Below are 17868 nucleotides of genomic sequence, written 5' to 3' on the forward strand. Positions count from 1 at the left end.
GGGACAATATGCCGTACAAAGATGAATCGCTTAGCTTTACGATCAATGGCCGGCGCAAAAGTCCGGTACAAACAAACATCCAATATACAACTCAAGACAAAGGGACAGCAAAACTGTCATTCCAGCTTATGAAAGACGGGGTTCCCCTTCCGTTATCCGCGGCAGGGGTGAAGCTCGTCCTTTTAATGTCTGACGGCAGCCGGTTTGTCCGAAATATTGAAATCACTGATAAATTGAACGGCCGGCTGACGTATGTTCTCTCTGATGAAGAAATTAGACACGTTGGGATAGTTCAGGCGGAATTGGATGTTTCGTACACCAATCAACAGGCAATGTCGATCCATGAATTTTCTTTTGAGATTAAGAAGGCACTGATTGACACCGATATTTTGCCAAGCGTTGAATACTATATAGATGATTTTGAGTCCTTAAAACATAGGATCAACGAGCTTTATAACGAGACCATTCAGACAGTTGAAGAACTGCGGCGAAAATTTGAGGACTTACAGAACATTGAAACAAAAGATGGGGCACAGAAAAAGGCTGATGCTGTCCAGTCAAATTTAGATCAACATACAAGTGACAAAACCAACCCTCACGGCGTTACAAAAAGCCAATTAGGGTTGGAGAACGTGGACAACGTGCAGCAAGCAACAAAAGCAGAATTCAACACACACAACAACGATTCTACACGCCATATTACGTCCACTGAGCGCTCAAACTGGAATGCGAAGGAAACGACGACGGGAGCACAAAACAAGGCAGATACAGCCGAAAAAAACGCAAAAACGTATACTGATCAACACATTAATAATAAAAGCAATCCCCATGGGGTGACAAAAGGTCAAGTCGGGCTTGGGAATGTTACCAATGACAAACAGGCAACCAAAACAGAATTTGATACGCATGTAAAAGATGCGACTGTCCATATATCTGCAGCAGAACGTACAAAATGGAACGGTGCTCAGCTTTTCAAAATCACAAATGATGTTGGAGGGGTCTTGGTTTCAATCGCTGATACAGACGATTTTCTGGACAGAATTGTGAAAGCGGGCAAGACGTTCGGGACATTTTATTCAACAGGAAAGCCGACAAATGCACCTTCCACATTATCGACAAGAGGTTTTTTCCACTTCACATCCCTTGATAGTAATGGTAACGGCACTTTCGGCTATGTTGTGGCCATGGATTATAAGAATAATATGTATTCAAACTATGTTGACGGCAATTTAGGCTGGTCAGGTTGGAAGCGACTTCTCACTGAAAATGATACTGACAGTGTGCCCTGGTTAAATGCGACCTACAAAAACGGAGCAAAGACGGGAGAAAGGCAACTTCAATATAAAAAACAGGCTGGTGCCCTTCATCTTACTGGTCACATTGTAACTGATCGTGAAGTGGTTTGCGCATCTATTCCAAGTAGTTTTGCACCGTCAAAGGGCGCAGTGAAAATGGTGGGAGTTAGCGGGACAACAGGAATGGCCAAACTGATTGTTTTCTCATCAGGAGACATTAAGCTCACAGGACTTATATCAAATGAAACAAACAGCGTGACTGGATACTACATTGATGAAGTTATCCCATTAAACTAAAGGAGGGAGTATATTGATTCAAATATACCCATACGACTCAGAAGGTTTTTTCCTTGGTCAGCCGGAGACTCTGTATCCTGATCCTGGAACGGGACAGTATAAAATCCCTGAAAACTCAACAAGCATCCCTCCTGTGAAAGATGGACAAGGTATGTGGCGCCCTTGGTTTGACAGTGAAAAACAGGAGTGGATTGAAAAAGCAGATCAAAAATATAAAGATAGTTTGAAAGGTCCGACCGATCCTCCATCTGCTGTAGATCAACTAAAGGCGCAAAGTGCAGCAACAATGGTGCAACTGGCCGAAGCTCAAAATTTAATAGAGTCTCAAGCTAAAATGATTGCGGACTTGTTTTTGATGCTGGCTGAAGGAGGGGAAGCGTGATGGATTGGTTTACAAATATCAAAACCATTTATGGATGGGGGAGACAGTATTACACAAACGATGATGTCGCCCGTTTTGTTGTCTTGAAGAGAATCACAGAAGACCAATATAAACAAATCACCGGCCTGACCTATCCAGCCACAGAGCCGGTTGTCATAGATTTAGGAAGTTAACCAACACCCAGAGAGGTGTTTTTATTTTGCCTCTAAGGAGGTGGATAACAAGAAATGGAGGATACGACTGTGTTCATTAACTTTGATACGTTGGATTTAGCGAGAATTTATCTATTCGGGGGTGTGAAGTACCTTGATTTACTGCTTGTTCTCAGCATTCTTGACGTAATAACAGGCGTGATTAAGGCTTGGAAATTTAAAAAGATACGGAGCCGAAGCGCCTGGTTTGGTTATGTCCGAAAAATGCTTAGTTTTCTGGTGGTCATCGTGGCAAATATCATAGATACCATTCTCAATCTGAACGGGGTCCTGACATATGGAACCGTTCTTTTTTATATCGCCAATGAGGGACTTTCCATTACGGAGAACCTGGCACAGATCGGCGTGAAGATTCCGACTGCCATTACAGACCGGCTTCACGTAATTGAAAACGACAACGAACAAACGAATGAAAAAGACGAACAAGCTGCTGGATAAAACTGGCAGCTTTTCTATATCAAAAATAAAGCAAAAATAAAGGAGAGAACACTTATGACAATCACAGTGAAAAAGAATCTTGTATCAGAAGCAAAATACGCTTTAAAATGCCCGAACTATATGGACGCTGAATATATTACCATCCACAATACAGCGAACGATGCGTCAGCTGCCAATGAGATCAGTTACATGATTGGAAACACCAGTTCAACAAGCTTTCACTTTGCAGTCGATGACAAAGAGGTGCGGCAGGGCATCCCTACAAATCGTAACGCATGGCACACAGGAGACGGCACAAACGGCACCGGGAACCGTAAGTCAATTGGTGTCGAAATTTGTTATAGCGAATCAGGTGGGGCACGATATAAAGCAGCGGAAAAGCTGGCTATTAAGTTTGTTGCTCAGCTTCTGAAAGAACGCGGATGGGGCATTGATCGTGTGCGTAAGCATCAAGACTGGAACGGCAAGTATTGCCCGCACCGCATTTTGGCAGAGGGAAGATGGGAACAAGTGAAGGCAGCTATTGCTGCAGAATTAGAACGCATTGGAGGTAAAAAAGCATCTTCTCCGGTGAAAACAGGAACAAAGATCAGCGGGGAGACGTACACCGTCAAGAAAGGTGATGCTCTTTCTGTAATAGCACAGAAAACAGGCGTAAGTATGGCAACCCTGCAAAGCTTGAACGGTATTAAGAACCCGAACTTGATCAAGGTCGGCCAAGTATTAAAGCTTAAAGGCTCAAGCACTTCGAGCCCTAAACCAAGCAGCAAAAAAACGTCATATGCGCTGCCCTCTGGCGTCATTAAAGTAACAAGCCCTATGCGAAAAGGGAATGACGTAAAGCGGATTCAAAAAGCGCTGGCTGCTCTTTATTTCTACCCAGATAAAGGGGCAAAGAATAACGGTATTGATGGCGTGTACGGCCCGAAAACAGCCAACGCGGTCAAACGGTTCCAGTCAGTAAGTGGACTGACTGCTGACGGCATTTATGGGCCTAAGACTAAAGCGAAACTTGAAGAGTTCTTGAAATAATAAAAGAAGCCCTTCTTAAAAGAGGGGCTCCTTTTCTAAACTATATTGTTTTAAGGTGTTCTTTAATTTGTTCAGTGACTTGCTTAAGCCATTCTAATGGAGTTATATCATCTTCAGGAAAGTATATACCATCAGCTGCTTCTTCTATAAATTCATTCTTATCTGCTTCAGAATAATTACTATTTACAAACTCAGTTAGTGCTATTAAATCTCTTTCTTTTAGCTTTTGTGATGCTTCATTTAGATATTCATTAAGAGCATCTTCAGGAGATTCTATATCTTGGTGGAAATGTCCGCCGAGAAATCTAAATACAGGATCAGAAACTTTAATTTCAATCATTATATATCACCTCGTTGGGTAGCCTGTTAATATAAAGCTACCATCTTCATTTTTCTTTAATACTATTCTAGCATTAGTCATATCTTTAACTTCATTTGAACCTTTACGAACTCCTCTACCTATAACTTCAGTTCCTCTATAAGGTAACGGTAATGGATCGCCTATATCACTATTTAACCACTCTTCAATTTCCTTTTTATGTTTAGTCAATGTTTCATTAGCGACTCTTTCTGCAGTTGGCCTATCAGTGAAACTAGAAGAGGCACGTATTTTCTTGTTTATCTGTAGCCTCTTTAATAATTCTTCATCAGTCTTCCCAACGTGTCTTTCAATAAGGTGCCCGCCTTTTGCTTCATGAGCAGCTAACCCTCCACCAGGTGCGAGAGGGGTACTATCACCTTGTTTGACATTACCTATACCTATGTTGTTAGAAGTTTCAGATTTTCTGAGAACACTCTCTTTTTTATCTTCCGCAATACTTTTTAGCAGCGGAGTATTTTTCACGTTAATGGTATTCTCAGCATCTTGAAGGATCCCTTCTAATGCAGGAGTATACCGATTTACAGGAGATTTGACAAACTGTTTTACAGATTTTCCGCCTTTTTTAATTGTGCCACCAGTTGCTTTCCCAACTTTAGCAAGATCTTTCGAGCCTGTTGAGACAGAAGACTTTCCACCTTTCAACAACAGGAGACTTCCGCCCAAATAAGTAACATAGTGTAGCCGTGTGTATGCATCCCCGTGAATCATTTTTGTATCCCAATTATCCTTCAATGTGTCAACCATACTTTGAAAGGCAGCTTGATAGTCGTATTCCAAAACGGTATCCAGCACTTTTTGAGGATCCTTGTTTAAGTTATCAATCGTCCAACCGATATTCCATCCAAATTGAATGGCTCCTTCACCGGTATCCTTGGCAAGATCGTATATACCAACAATCGCACCCTTGGCGCCATCACCTATGATTTGCAACACTTCTTTTCCGTTATCCATGAAAGCTTTACGCTGTTCAAGAAATGAAACAAATTCAAGCTGTTCAGGGGTAAGATTCTCATAGCCGACCTTCTTGGCAATTTCTAAGTATTCATCTGGATCCGTCACTCCGCCAGCTAGCTTCTTCTTTAAATCTTTGATTTCTCGTTCTTTCGCTTCGTCTTTCTTGATCTTCAAATAAGCTTCAGTCTGTTTCTCAATATCGTCTTTTTTCTTATGTATGTCACTTTCACGGTACGCCTTAGCGTTGTAGTGAATGGGCGTAGCGTTTTTCCCTTTTCCTGTGGACTCCTCAAGCTTTTGGAAGTCTTTCTTGATGAATTGTTCGTTTGGCTCTGACTGGGCGTATTCTGTAACAAGTGCTTCGTCCACGCCGCCTAATTTATCAACTGTTTTTTTACGTTTGTTTTCCGCATCAGCAAGTTCGTCTTTGAAGTTTTCTGTCGAGAACAAATCAAGCGGAAGAATATCGTCGATATCATGTAAGATATCTTTCATGGCTTTCTTTTGTTCAGACATAATTGATTTTGATTTTGTGTAGGCGTTAGCCAGCTCGTGTTCTAAGAAGGATTCTTCTATATATGCATCAGATAAGCTGGCGTCCTCAAAAGTGCCTGAAATGCTCGTCAAGAAAGCAATTTTCATATCAAGTAAGTCAATCCAATTGTCAGCTACACCTGCGTGGTCTTGATAAAATGCTTTAATGTTGTCGGCGCCTTTGCCGGAAAACTCACTGTCATCTAAATCAGCTACAGCTTTAAAAGCCTTTTTTAGATTGACCATCTGACTTCTTAATTCCTTGTATTCTTTTGCGCGTCTATCTGCTTCTAAAAGCAGTGATTTGGCTTCAAATACTTTCATGATCATATCCCTTCTTTTGGAATTTAACACCTGAAATTTTACCATGAAGATAAGAGAAATAATTGAAAAGTCTTCGTATTAGAGGAAAATCATTCATTTGAACCATGTCTATATACCTTGTTTATAAAAAAGAAACCAAGGACCAAAAAACGAAAGCAAAACTTGAATCCTTACTCAAATAGAAAATAAGTAATTCAACTCTTTTTACCAGCCGAAGAGAAAACCGGTGAAAACCAGACATATTTTAATTAAAAGATGAATTGTAAGCAAATGAAAACTATTGACAAAAAATTGAAGCTCATTCATATGGATGGGCTTTTTATTGATGAGTGTGATTTGTATAATTTTTATTATCAAACTGTTGATGATTGATTTAATATCTTTTTTGTTTTCGGTCTAGGCAACTTTGGGAAGGTATCATGATAACCAAATGTTTTGTAGTCTTTTTGTTGTTCTGCAATTTTTCTTAATTCGTCAAAGTATGTGTGAGAATCAAAAAAATGTAATTCTTTTTTTCTAAATAACCTTTTTATTTTCTCAACTATAAAAGTATCTGGATCATTTTCAGTAGCATATACTCCATATGCAATATGCTTTACTGGAGATGTATTAATTGCATCAATAATATGCTTATCATAATCTTCGCTCAAACTTTGTCCGATTATGGTAATCCCACCACTAATCTCTCGTAAACGTTCATAGCAATAGTTGAGATATCTGTTTCGTTTAATTTGAATAAGTTTTTCTCGAAATGAGCCTTCAGCAACATAAATAGGGAATTTATCATCTGAGTACATTTTTGTAACTGTTGTTAGGATATCGTCTTGACTGCTAGTTTTTATTTTCCCAATATCACCATCAAAATCAAAAAGGTGTAATGCACCGTGTAAATAGTGAACCTTCATTTTGAAATCATTAAACTGTTCAGGGCTAAAAACTAATGGGTACCCTTTGAAATAATCACCTATGTATTCTTGTTCTTGAGTTGCAAATATTTCTGTTATCGCCCAATACGATAGCAAATCATAATTTGTAGTAAAGATATTTTTTTTGAAAATATAGAAACTCCATGCCAACTCATTAGCATCTTTTAATCTATACTTTCTAGGATGAATACCGTTAACTGCTTCAATTAAGAGGTTTTTTATTTTTTTATAGCTCTCATTTAATTCATGTGTTGACAAATTGAAAATATTATTAATCTTCATTGCGCTTTGAAGAGAATTTAATACAAATTCAAAATTTGCAGTCTTAAAATCATCAAAAATTTTAGACTCTTTTTCTTCCAATTTTCCTTGCTCTTTTATAAAGTTATAAAGACTACCGTAAGAAAATTTATCATAAAAGTGCCTAGAAAATCCATTACCTGTTAACAAATTATCCAATATTTCTGGCTGTTGTTCGGATAATGTTTTAAAATTATGAAGTTCAGTCATATAAATTGTTTCTCCTTATTTGAATGTATTTCTGACAAGTTGCGTTCTTGCATCGTTTATAACTCCTAAAATTTTGACCGATTTATAAAACACAGATCTAAACTTTGCTAAGGTTTATGCGAGTAATAGTCCCTTTTAAAAAACATTACTATATTATACCATCAGCTCTTTTGTTAAGGGATATAAATTTTTGACCAAAATCATGACCAAAATTTGACCAAAAAATATTGAGAATTATAAAGATTCTATTTCAGATTAAAGGTAATAAAGCACTGAAAAATCCTTTGTTTTCAAGGGTTTTCAGTGCTGTACATTATTTATTTAAATTGAAAATTATGTTCCGCACGCAAGTACATCCTTGGGAACGCGAACAGTATATGTCTCAGTATTAATCTTTCAATCCCTTGGCACTATTGGTGTCAAGGGATTTTTTATGTTAATAGGTAATAAATTATGGAGCGGCACTGCTAAAAAGCAGGGTCACTTTTATCTATGTCACTAATAATTCTATGTACTAAATTTTCAATTAGGGAAATAATTCCACACTTAAGGAAAGCAATACGCATAAATAATTCGACAAACTCTGTGATAATTCCATTGTTCAATACTTCTACCAGCAATAATAAGATGAGTAAGGTAGATGTTTATCATTGACATCATAACCAAATGAATCCATAATTACGTTGAAATCTAAATCAATTTTCAAAAAGGAGATTTCTATGAAAAAATTGACTATCTTCTCCGGGGGATTAGGAGCAGTTTTTTCTGTACTGGCTCAACTGTTTGCGGTTATAGATGACTCTTACACTTTCGGGAATTTATGGTTTTTAGGTGCTTTGGCGGGAATTATAACCATGCTTGCTTCAATCCAGACAAATAATAAACCAGTCTTCAACATATTATTAATTGCTAGTTCAGTAATAGGTCTACTTGGAACTGGTCTTGTATACATCATACCAACACTGTTCAATATAATAATAATTTATAAATTTTCAAAAGTAAGCCAATAAGCCAATGGGAAAATTAAGGTTCTTTTTTTATTTAACATCCCTTTGACAAGGTCGGTGATAAATCGCAGAATGTTTATGCTTGCAACTAATCCACCAGCGGGGGCATCGGTGGGCATAATTATCTAACGCCATGTTTCTAGGATACCGGAATTGAAACATTTGCTGAGGCATTTCGTGAAGCTGATCACCAAATGACCATTTCCATAGAGGCACGTCTAAAGTAGCTATCATAGGAGGACAACACTGTGTGGAAAGCTTTAAGTCAATTACTCAAGAAACAGAAAAATCAAAGTCCAAGCGATGAAGATTATATACAGATTCCAGAAAAGGATTTTAATCTAGAATTAAAACAAATGATATTTGAATTGGAGAGCCTGGGGGAAGTAGTATCGAAAAAGCTGCAGAATAAGTATATAGATGTTTTTGAAGCACAGGGTAAACCAAACCTTAGCATCAAAATTTGTAGAGACATAGATGGAGATGTGCTAAATGATTTTACAGCTGAGAGATGTTTTGAAAAAGAATACCGTTCACAAATAGCAATTAATTACTATCAACCTGCAATAGTCTGTGATGAAGAATTAGACTGTTTCACAACGGATTTGTGGTATTACTACGGTGGATATAAAGGGACGGGTTGTGGAACATTATTCGATTTAAATAATAATGACTTAGAAAAAGAAATTGAAGAGACGCTAATATTTTTGCTCAATGACAAACAATTCGAGAAATAAAAAAGAAGGCCGCAAAGCGCTTTCAATCAACTGATGAAGCTAAGAAAAGCGTTTAAGAATTAGCTGACTTGGGTGACAGCGAGTTTTCCGGGAAGGGTGCAGACAACATTAAAGCATTTTATCATGATCATGCCGGCATTACAGATCAATGTATCAATCGGATTGACATGGAAATTGCTTTCTTAAGCATCATTTCTGCAAAACTTGTAGATGCAAAGATGTAAGATACTTACATAGAAGAGTCATTTTTAAAACATGAGCTGGCCAACGATTACACAAAATCAAAATTCATATGTATGAACAAAAGAAAACGATGAAAGATTTGAATAAATATCTTAAGAGGATAAAAAAGTGAATTGGTCAAAGGAATTGAAATATTTAAAAGGGCTATTAGGCTCCAAAACGCTTGCAAAAGATTTAAAAATCCAAATGAATGTTTAAGTATTTGTTTTCAGGTTTAGTGATAACTATGTCTATACTTAAAATTATATCCATTTGATAATCCAGAGAGAAAACCTTAATGTCCCGTTTAATAGGGGAAAGAACTATGATATCTCCTAGTCACCAATATATAAGAAATGGGACAAGCAAAGATTTGTTAGGCGCAACTTTAATTAAATAAATAAAATAGCAATCTTGTGATAATAGTAGCTAAGCTGTTGGTACCCTTGCCAGCAGCTTTTATAAAACGTTTTTTTGACTTTAGTTGCTCTTTCTTAGTCTGATAAAACTTCTTCATTAGCGTCCGCTTCTCAATCTAGGATATGTGAAATCCTCAATCGCATTGCAAATTCCCGAAAAGCTTTTTCTGTCTTTAAATCAAGTCCAAACTTCATTCTCTCGGCCGTCTAAGAAGCTAATTTACTGCTTCTTCTTTTCAGGTTCCATGTACCGGTCTTTACAGTGTCTGGGAGAAAAAGTGATTCGGGGCATTCATCTTTTTTTATTTCAGCTAGCGAAGTGAAAGACCGATGGCATTTTTCCTGCATATAATAGCTGGAACTATTCAAAAAGGCAGGGAATGAAGTTGAGTGAATGATGTGATTGTAAATGGAGGTTTTGAAACAGGCAATCTGACGGGCTGGGCTTCTGCAAATACGTCCGTTATTAATACTTTTGCCCATTCTGGAAGATATTCCGCACAGTTTTTCAGTAACCAGCCGTATGCTTTTTTAGGGCAGATCGTGCCTGTCGTTTCTGGACAATCTCTGATATTCATCGTTTCGCTTGGGAGAATTGGAAACAATTCAAGTCCCCAAGTAACTATACAAATTTTATTTGTTAACAGTGAAGGCGAAGAGATTGAAGGCGGACAGGAAATTATCATTGCTTCCGGAAATTTTCCAAATGTCTCATTTAATACATGGAATGAAATATATAGAACAATTGAAACCCCCGCTGAAGCAGTAAACGCAGTAGTGGTAATAAGCAAAACTACTTTTGGGTCTGTTCTAATTGATGATTTTTCTTTAATAGAGTCTGCTGGGGGAATTGGACCGACTGGACCAACGGGAGCAACAGGAGCAACAGGAGCAACAGGATCAACAGGAGCAACAGGCGCAACCGGTCCAACTGGAGTAACGGGAGTAACTGGTGCAACTGGAGATACAGGACCAACCGGATCAACAGGATCAACCGGAGAAACTGGAGCAACCGGACCAACAGGATCAACGGGAGTAACCGGAGCCACTGGATCAACAGGAGCAACAGGAGCAACAGGAGTAACAGGATCAACAGGATCAACAGGAGAAACAGGAGTAACAGGAGAAACAGGAGTAACAGGAGTAACAGGAGTAACAGGATCAACAGGATCAACAGGAGAAACAGGATCAACCGGAGCAACTGGAACCACTGGTGCAACCGGACCAACTGGTGCAACGGGAGTAACTGGAACCACTGGTGCAACCGGACCAACGGGAGCAACAGGAGTAACAGGAGTAACAGGAGTAACAGGATCAACCGGATCAACAGGAGTAACAGGATCAACCGGACCAACAGGAGCAACGGGAGTAACCGGAGCCACTGGAGTAACAGGTGCAACCGGATCAACTGGAGAAACTGGAGATACAGGACCAACCGGTCCAACCGGATCAACGGGAGCCACTGGAGTAACAGGATCAACTGGAGTAACAGGACCAACCGGATCAACAGGTGCAACAGGATCAACGGGAGTAACCGGTCCAACAGGATCAACAGGCGCAACAGGAGTAACAGGAGTAACAGGACCAACTGGTCCAACGGGAGTAACCGGTCCAACTGGAGAAACTGGTGTAACCGGAGTAACTGGACCAACAGGAGAAACTGGTGCGACGGGAGTAACTGGGGCAACCGGAGTAACTGGAGCCACTGGAGTAACAGGATTAACAGGATTAACAGGACCAACAGGACCAACTGGTCCAACAGGAGAAACCGGAGCTACAGGAGTAGCCGGTCCAACAGGAGAAACTGGTGCAACAGGATCAACAGGAGCAACAGGATCAACAGGAGCAACTGGTGTAACCGGATCGACGGGAGTAACAGGAGAAACTGGTGCGACGGGAGTAACTGGTCCAACTGGAGTAACAGGATTAACAGGACCAACAGGAGCAACTGGTGCAACTGGAGTAACAGGATTAACAGGACCAACAGGAGAAACTGGTGCGACGGGAGTAACTGGTGCAACTGGAGTAACAGGATTAACAGGACCAACAGGACCAACTGGTCCAACAGGAGAAACCGGAGCTACAGGAGTAGCCGGTCCAACAGGAGAAACTGGTGTAACCGGAGTAACTGGACCAACAGGAGAAACTGGTGCAACAGGATTAACAGGAGCAACCGGAGCAACCGGAGCAACCGGAGTAGCCGGTCCAACTGGAGCAACTGGTGCAACAGGAGAAACCGGAGCTACAGGAGAAACTGGCGCAACAGGATCAACAGGATCAACAGGAGAAACCGGAGCTACAGGAGTAGCCGGACCAACTGGAGCAACAGGAGAAACCGGAGCTACAGGAGAAACTGGCGCAACAGGATCAACAGGATCAACAGGATCAACAGGACCAACTGGTGCAACAGGAGCAACCGGAGCTACAGGAGAAACTGGCGCAACAGGATCAACAGGATCAACAGGAGCTACTGGGGTAACTGGAGCAACAGGAGCAACTGGTGTAACCGGATCGACGGGAGTAACAGGAGAAACTGGTGCGACGGGAGTAACCGGTCCAACAGGAGAAACTGGCGCAACAGGATCAACAGGAGAAACAGGATTAACCGGTCCAACTGGAGCAACAGGAGTAACAGGAGCAACTGGTGTAACCGGATCGACGGGAGTAACAGGAGAAACTGGTGCGACGGGATTAACCGGTCCAACAGGAGAAACTGGTGCAACAGGATCAACCGGATCAACTGGAGAAACTGGAGTAACAGGTGCAACTGGAGATACAGGACCAACCGGTCCAACAGGATCAACAGGAGCAACGGGAGTAACAGGTGCAACCGGATCAACAGGAGTAACCGGAGTAACAGGAGAAACTGGCACAACAGGAGTAACAGGTGTAACAGGATCAACCGGACCAACAGGAGCAACGGGAGTAACCGGAGCCACTGGCACAACTGGCACAACAGGAGCAACAGGAGCAACAGGTGCAACCGGAGTAACCGGAGAAACTGGTGCAACCGGAGAAACTGGCGCAACAGGAGTAACCGGTCCAACTGGAGCAACCGGATCAACAGGAGTAACCGGTCCAACTGGAGAAACAGGATCAACAGGAGTAACCGGTCCAACAGGATCAACAGGCGCAACAGGAGTAACAGGAGTAACAGGAGCAACAGGAGTAACAGGTGCAACCGGATCAACGGGAGCAACAGGAGTAACAGGAGTAACCGGATCAACGGGAGTAACAGGTGCAACCGGATCAACGGGAGTAACAGGTGCAACCGGAGCTACAGGAGTAACAGGAGAAACCGGATCAACGGGAGTAACCGGAGCCCCTGGAGCAACCGGATCAACGGGAGCAACGGGAGTAACAGGTGCAACCGGAGCTACAGGAGTAACAGGAGAAACCGGATCAACGGGAGTAACCGGAGCCACAGGAGCCACAGGAGCCACAGGAGCCACAGGAGTAACAGGATCAACCGGAGAAACAGGAGCAACGGGAGTAACAGGTGCAACCGGATCAACAGGAGTAACCGGAGTAACAGGAGAAACTGGCACAACAGGAGTAACCGGTCCAACTGGAGAAACAGGATCAACAGGAGTAACCGGTCCAACCGGATCAACAGGAGCAACTGGAGATACAGGACCAACCGGTCCAACAGGAGTAACAGGATCAACAGGAGTAACAGGACCAACCGGTGAAACTGGAGCAACCGGACCAACCGGATCAACGGGAGTAACCGGATCAACGGGAGTAACCGGATTAACTGGATCAACAGGAGCCACTGGAGCAACCGGATCAACGGGAGCTACTGGAGCAACAGGAGAAACCGGAGCAACTGGAGTAACAGGTGCAACCGGAGCTACAGGAGTAACAGGAGAAACCGGATCAACGGGAGTAACCGGAGCCACAGGAGCCACAGGAGTAACAGGATCAACCGGAGAAACAGGAGCAACGGGAGTAACAGGTGCAACCGGATCAACAGGAGTAACCGGAGTAACAGGAGAAACTGGCACAACAGGAGTAACCGGTCCAACTGGAGAAACAGGATCAACAGGAGTAACCGGTCCAACCGGATCAACAGGAGCAACTGGAGATACAGGACCAACCGGTCCAACAGGAGTAACAGGATCAACAGGAGTAACAGGACCAACCGGTGAAACTGGAGCAACCGGACCAACCGGATCAACGGGAGTAACCGGATCAACGGGAGTAACCGGATTAACTGGATCAACAGGAGCCACTGGAGCAACCGGATCAACGGGAGCTACTGGAGCAACAGGAGAAACCGGAGCAACTGGTGCAACGGGAGAAACTGGAGCAACCGGAGTAACCGGAGCAACTGGTGTAACAGGAGAAACTGGCGCAACAGGATCAACAGGAGCAACTGGTGCAACGGGAGTAACCGGAGCAACCGGATCAACGGGAGCTACTGGAGTAACAGGTGCAACCGGAGCTACAGGAGTAACAGGAGAAACCGGAGCAACCGGAGTAACCGGAGAAACTGGTGCAACAGGAGAAACTGGCGCAACAGGAGTAACCGGTCCAACAGGATCAACAGGAGTAACCGGAGTAACAGGAGAAACTGGCGCAACAGGAGTAACCGGTCCAACTGGAGAAACAGGATCAACAGGAGTAACCGGTCCAACCGGATCAACAGGAGCAACTGGAGATACAGGACCAACCGGTCCAACAGGAGTAACAGGACCAACCGGTGAAACTGGAGATACAGGACCAACCGGATCAACGGGAGTAACCGGAGCCACTGGAGTAACCGGACTAACTGGATCAACAGGAGCCACTGGAGCAACCGGATCAACAGGAGCCACTGGAGCAACCGGATCAACAGGAGCCACTGGAGCAACCGGATCAACGGGAGCTACTGGAGCAACAGGAGAAACAGGAGCAACTGGAGTAACAGGTGCAACCGGAGCTACAGGAGTAACAGGAGAAACCGGAGCAACTGGTGCCACGGGAGAAACCGGAGCAACCGGAGTAACCGGAGCAACCGGAGTAACCGGAGAAACTGGTGCAACAGGAGAAACTGGCGCAACAGGAGTAACCGGTCCAACAGGATCAACAGGAGTAACCGGAGTAACAGGAGAAACTGGCGCAACAGGAGTAACCGGTCCAACTGGAGAAACAGGATCAACAGGAGTAACCGGTCCAACCGGATCAACAGGAGCAACTGGAGATACAGGACCAACCGGTCCAACAGGAGTAACAGGACCAACCGGTGAAACTGGAGATACAGGACCAACCGGATCAACGGGAGTAACCGGAGCCACTGGAGTAACCGGACTAACTGGATCAACAGGAGCCACTGGAGCAACCGGATCAACAGGAGCCACTGGAGCAACCGGATCAACAGGAGCCACTGGAGCAACCGGATCAACGGGAGCTACTGGAGCAACAGGAGAAACAGGAGCAACTGGAGTAACAGGTGCAACCGGAGCTACAGGAGTAACAGGAGAAACCGGAGCAACTGGTGCAACGGGAGAAACCGGAGCAACCGGAGTAACCGGAGCAACCGGAGTAACCGGAGCAACTGGTGTAACAGGAGAAACTGGCGCAACAGGAGTAACCGGTCCAACAGGATCAACAGGATCAACAGGAGCAACTGGTGCAACGGGAGTAACCGGAGCAACCGGATCAACGGGAGCTACTGGAGTAACCGGAGCAACCGGAGCAACTGGTACAACAGGAGCAACGGGAGTAACCGGAGTAACAGGAGAAACTGGTGCAACCGGAGCAACTGGCACAACAGGAGCAACAGGAGCAACGGGAGTAACCGGAGTAACAGGAGAAACTGGATCAACCGGAGCAACTGGCACAACAGGATCAACAGGATCAACAGGATCAACTGGATCAACCGGATCAACTGGTGCAACGGGAGTAACTGGAGCCACTGGTGCAACCGGACCAACTGGTGCAACGGGAGAAACCGGAGCCACTGGAGTAACAGGATTAACTGGATCAACCGGATCAACTGGAGAAACTGGAGTAACAGGTGCAACTGGAGATACAGGACCAACCGGTCCAACAGGAGAAACAGGAGCAACAGGAGCAACAGGTGCAACCGGAGTAACCGGAGAAACTGGTGCAACCGGAGAAACTGGCGCAACAGGAGTAACCGGTCCAACTGGAGAAACAGGATCAACCGGAGTAACCGGTCCAACAGGATCAACAGGCGCAACAGGAGTAACAGGAGTAACAGGATCAACAGGATCAACGGGAGCAACAGGAGTAACAGGAGCAACAGGAGTAACAGGTGCAACCGGATCAACGGGATCAACAGGAGTAACAGGAGTAACCGGATCAACGGGAGTAACCGGAGCCCCTGGAGCAACCGGATCAACGGGAGCCACTGGAGTAACAGGAGTAACAGGATCAACCGGAGAAACAGGAGTAACAGGATCAACTGGACCAACCGGATCAACGGGAGCAACAGGAGAAACTGGATCAACCGGATCAACGGGAGCCACTGGAGTAACAGGATCAACAGGATCAACCGGAGAAACAGGTCCAACAGGACCAACCGGAGCAACAGGAGTAACAGGATCAACAGGACCAACCGGATCAACTGGTGCGACCGGATCAACCGGATCAACGGGAGCCACTGGAGTAACAGGATCAACAGGATCAACCGGAGAAACAGGAGTAACAGGATCAACTGGACCAACCGGATCAACGGGAGCAACAGGAGAAACAGGTCCAACAGGACCAACCGGAGCAACAGGAGTAACAGGATCAACAGGACCAACCGGATCAACAGGAGAAACAGGAGAAACTGGATCAACCGGAGTAACCGGTCCAACAGGCGCAACAGGAGCAACTGGTGCAACGGGAGTAACTGGGTCAACCGGAGCAACCGGAGCAACAGGAGTAACAGGAGTGACTGGGTCAACCGGAGAAACTGGCGCGACCGGATCAACCGGATCAACGGGAGCCACTGGAGTAACAGGATCAACAGGATCAACCGGAGAAACAGGAGTAACAGGATCAACTGGACCAACCGGATCAACGGGAGCAACAGGAGAAACAGGTCCAACAGGACCAACCGGAGAAACAGGAGTAACAGGATCAACAGGACCAACCGGATCAACGGGAGCAACAGGAGAAACAGGAGAAACTGGATCAACCGGAGTAACCGGTCCAACCGGAGCAACAGGAGCTACAGGAGTAACTGGTGCAACTGGAGATACAGGACCAACCGGTCCAACAGGAGTTACTGGAGCAACAGGCGCAACAGGATCAACTGGTGCAACGGGAGTAACTGGGTCAACCGGAGCAACAGGAGAAACAGGAGAAACTGGATCAACCGGAGTAACCGGTCCAACAGGCGCAACAGGAGCAACTGGTGCAACGGGAGTAACTGGGTCAACCGGAGCAACCGGAGCAACAGGAGCAACAGGAGTAACAGGATCAACTGGACCAAGCGGATCAACGGGAGCAACAGGAGTAACAGGTGTAACAGGATCAACAGGACCAACCGGATCAACGGGAGTAACAGGTGCAACGGGAGTAACTGGGTCAACCGGAGCAACAGGAGAAACAGGATCAACAGGACCAACCGGATCAACGGGAGCAACCGGAGCAACCGGAGCAACAGGAGAAACAGGATCAACCGGAGCAACCGGTCCAACCGGATCAACCGGAGTAACCGGAGTAACCGGAGTAACAGGTGCAACAGGACCAACAGGACCAACCGGTTCAACCGGGGCAAATCCACAGCTGTTTTACAGTGAAATAGCAGGCCCCGTTCCGCTTGCTATTAACGGTACTGAAACGTCGATTGGTACTTTAAGTGTGCCAACAGTCGCAGGACAATTAATAAAATTAGACCTTGCCATTTCCGTAGATGTTACAACGACAGCTAACTCAAACTTTACTTTTCAAACCAGAATTTATAGAAACGGAGTATTAGTAGATACACGCTCCGTCCAAAGAAATATCAGCGCTGCAATTACGTCAAGATTTCCAATTGCTACAACGTATGTAGATGCTACCACGGTCACAGGCACGACTTCTTATGAGATTAGGATAATCTTCACAACAGTAAGTAATGTGAGTGGCAGCAACGCACTAAACCTAGATATAAATGCTATTAGGTTCCCTTAATAATAGAGAATTAAAAAATCACTTTTTTAAAAAAATTCAAGCATATGAAACAAGAAACCTACTTTTAAACAGTAGGTTTCTTTGT

11 protein-coding genes and 3 pseudogenes are annotated in these 17868 nt (G+C 44.1%); 10 read left to right on the forward strand and 4 right to left on the reverse strand.

Annotation, left to right across the window (positions count from 1 at the left end; translation table 11 throughout):
- Positions 1-8: 8 nt before the first annotated feature.
- From NST79_RS09745 to NST79_RS09765, 5 genes are read left to right on the forward strand one after another with little or no spacing between them, the layout of a single operon-like run.
- Positions 9-1592, forward strand: a complete 1584-nt coding sequence (locus NST79_RS09745) for a phage baseplate upper protein (RefSeq protein WP_212060517.1) — start codon at positions 9-11, stop codon at positions 1590-1592.
- Positions 1593-1605: 13 nt separating this feature from the next.
- Positions 1606-1974, forward strand: coding sequence for a hypothetical protein (locus tag NST79_RS09750; protein WP_212060515.1), 369 nt, complete (start codon positions 1606-1608; stop codon positions 1972-1974).
- Positions 1974-2147, forward strand: a complete 174-nt coding sequence (locus NST79_RS09755; RefSeq protein ID WP_019260057.1) for an XkdX family protein — start codon at positions 1974-1976, stop codon at positions 2145-2147. Before NST79_RS09750 ends, NST79_RS09755 begins: the two co-directional genes overlap by 1 nt.
- A gap of 54 nt (positions 2148-2201) precedes the next feature.
- Positions 2202-2624 carry a phage holin family protein gene (locus NST79_RS09760; RefSeq protein WP_019260056.1) on the forward strand — a complete coding sequence of 141 codons (423 nt, stop codon included), beginning with the start codon at positions 2202-2204 and terminating at the stop codon, positions 2622-2624.
- Positions 2625-2678: 54 nt separating this feature from the next.
- A complete protein-coding gene (locus tag NST79_RS09765) occupies positions 2679-3656 on the forward strand; it encodes an N-acetylmuramoyl-L-alanine amidase (protein WP_212060514.1) in 978 nt (325 codons plus the stop codon).
- Between the two features lie 40 nt (positions 3657-3696).
- Here NST79_RS09765 and NST79_RS09770 read toward each other — a convergent pair whose 3' ends face one another.
- The 3 genes from NST79_RS09770 to NST79_RS09780 all read right to left on the reverse strand — a co-directional run bounded on the left by NST79_RS09770 (position 3697) and on the right by NST79_RS09780 (position 7286).
- Positions 3697-3996, reverse strand: coding sequence for a contact-dependent growth inhibition system immunity protein (locus NST79_RS09770; RefSeq protein WP_038427712.1), 300 nt, complete (start codon positions 3994-3996; stop codon positions 3697-3699).
- A 6-nt stretch (positions 3997-4002) separates the two neighbouring features.
- Complete coding sequence (locus tag NST79_RS09775) at positions 4003-5850, reverse strand: T7SS effector LXG polymorphic toxin (RefSeq protein ID WP_212060513.1); 1848 nt, start codon at positions 5848-5850, stop codon at positions 4003-4005.
- A gap of 353 nt (positions 5851-6203) precedes the next feature.
- Complete coding sequence (locus tag NST79_RS09780; protein WP_317680294.1) at positions 6204-7286, reverse strand: DUF4917 family protein; 1083 nt, start codon at positions 7284-7286, stop codon at positions 6204-6206.
- A 719-nt stretch (positions 7287-8005) separates the two neighbouring features.
- On the opposite strand from NST79_RS09780, the gene NST79_RS09785 reads away from it, so the two are divergent.
- The 4 genes and pseudogenes from NST79_RS09785 to NST79_RS09800 form a co-directional block, all read left to right on the forward strand.
- Positions 8006-8296, forward strand: coding sequence for a hypothetical protein (locus NST79_RS09785; RefSeq protein ID WP_131227447.1), 291 nt, complete (start codon positions 8006-8008; stop codon positions 8294-8296).
- Between the two features lie 245 nt (positions 8297-8541).
- Complete coding sequence (locus NST79_RS09790; RefSeq protein ID WP_212060442.1) at positions 8542-9030, forward strand: hypothetical protein; 489 nt, start codon at positions 8542-8544, stop codon at positions 9028-9030.
- Positions 9031-9054: 24 nt separating this feature from the next.
- Positions 9055-9341, forward strand: a pseudogene (locus tag NST79_RS09795) (T7SS effector LXG polymorphic toxin); the annotation flags it as partial.
- A gap of 720 nt (positions 9342-10061) precedes the next feature.
- Positions 10062-13532: pseudogene (locus tag NST79_RS09800) on the forward strand (NTTRR-F1 domain); the annotation flags it as partial.
- A gap of 2378 nt (positions 13533-15910) precedes the next feature.
- Here the strand turns inward: NST79_RS09800 and NST79_RS09805 are convergent.
- Positions 15911-16627: pseudogene (locus NST79_RS09805) on the reverse strand (DUF4573 domain-containing protein); the annotation flags it as partial.
- On the opposite strand from NST79_RS09805, the gene NST79_RS09810 reads away from it, so the two are divergent.
- Positions 16557-17783 carry a hypothetical protein gene (locus NST79_RS09810; protein ID WP_339225842.1) on the forward strand — a complete coding sequence of 409 codons (1227 nt, stop codon included), beginning with the start codon at positions 16557-16559 and terminating at the stop codon, positions 17781-17783. The pseudogene NST79_RS09805 and the gene NST79_RS09810 sit on opposite strands and share 71 nt — an antisense overlap.
- The last annotated feature ends 85 nt before the right edge of the window (positions 17784-17868 follow it).

The organism is Bacillus sp. PS196 (assembly GCF_037963555.1).
Taxonomy (GTDB): Bacteria; Bacillota; Bacilli; order Bacillales; family Bacillaceae; genus Bacillus; species Bacillus subtilis.

Coding starts and splice junctions, on each gene's coding strand:
- NST79_RS09760 (WP_019260056.1), top strand. CDS start 2,202: ATGGAGGATACGACTGTGTTCATTAACTTTGATACGTTGGATTTAGCG.
- NST79_RS09755 (WP_019260057.1), top strand. CDS start 1,974: ATGGATTGGTTTACAAATATCAAAACCATTTATGGATGGGGGAGACAG.
- NST79_RS09785 (WP_131227447.1), top strand. CDS start 8,006: ATGAAAAAATTGACTATCTTCTCCGGGGGATTAGGAGCAGTTTTTTCT.
- NST79_RS09780 (WP_317680294.1), bottom strand. CDS start 7,286: ATGACTGAACTTCATAATTTTAAAACATTATCCGAACAACAGCCAGAA.
- NST79_RS09765 (WP_212060514.1), top strand. CDS start 2,679: ATGACAATCACAGTGAAAAAGAATCTTGTATCAGAAGCAAAATACGCT.
- NST79_RS09775 (WP_212060513.1), bottom strand. CDS start 5,850: ATGAAAGTATTTGAAGCCAAATCACTGCTTTTAGAAGCAGATAGACGC.
- NST79_RS09770 (WP_038427712.1), bottom strand. CDS start 3,996: ATGATTGAAATTAAAGTTTCTGATCCTGTATTTAGATTTCTCGGCGGA.
- NST79_RS09745 (WP_212060517.1), top strand. CDS start 9: ATGCCGTACAAAGATGAATCGCTTAGCTTTACGATCAATGGCCGGCGC.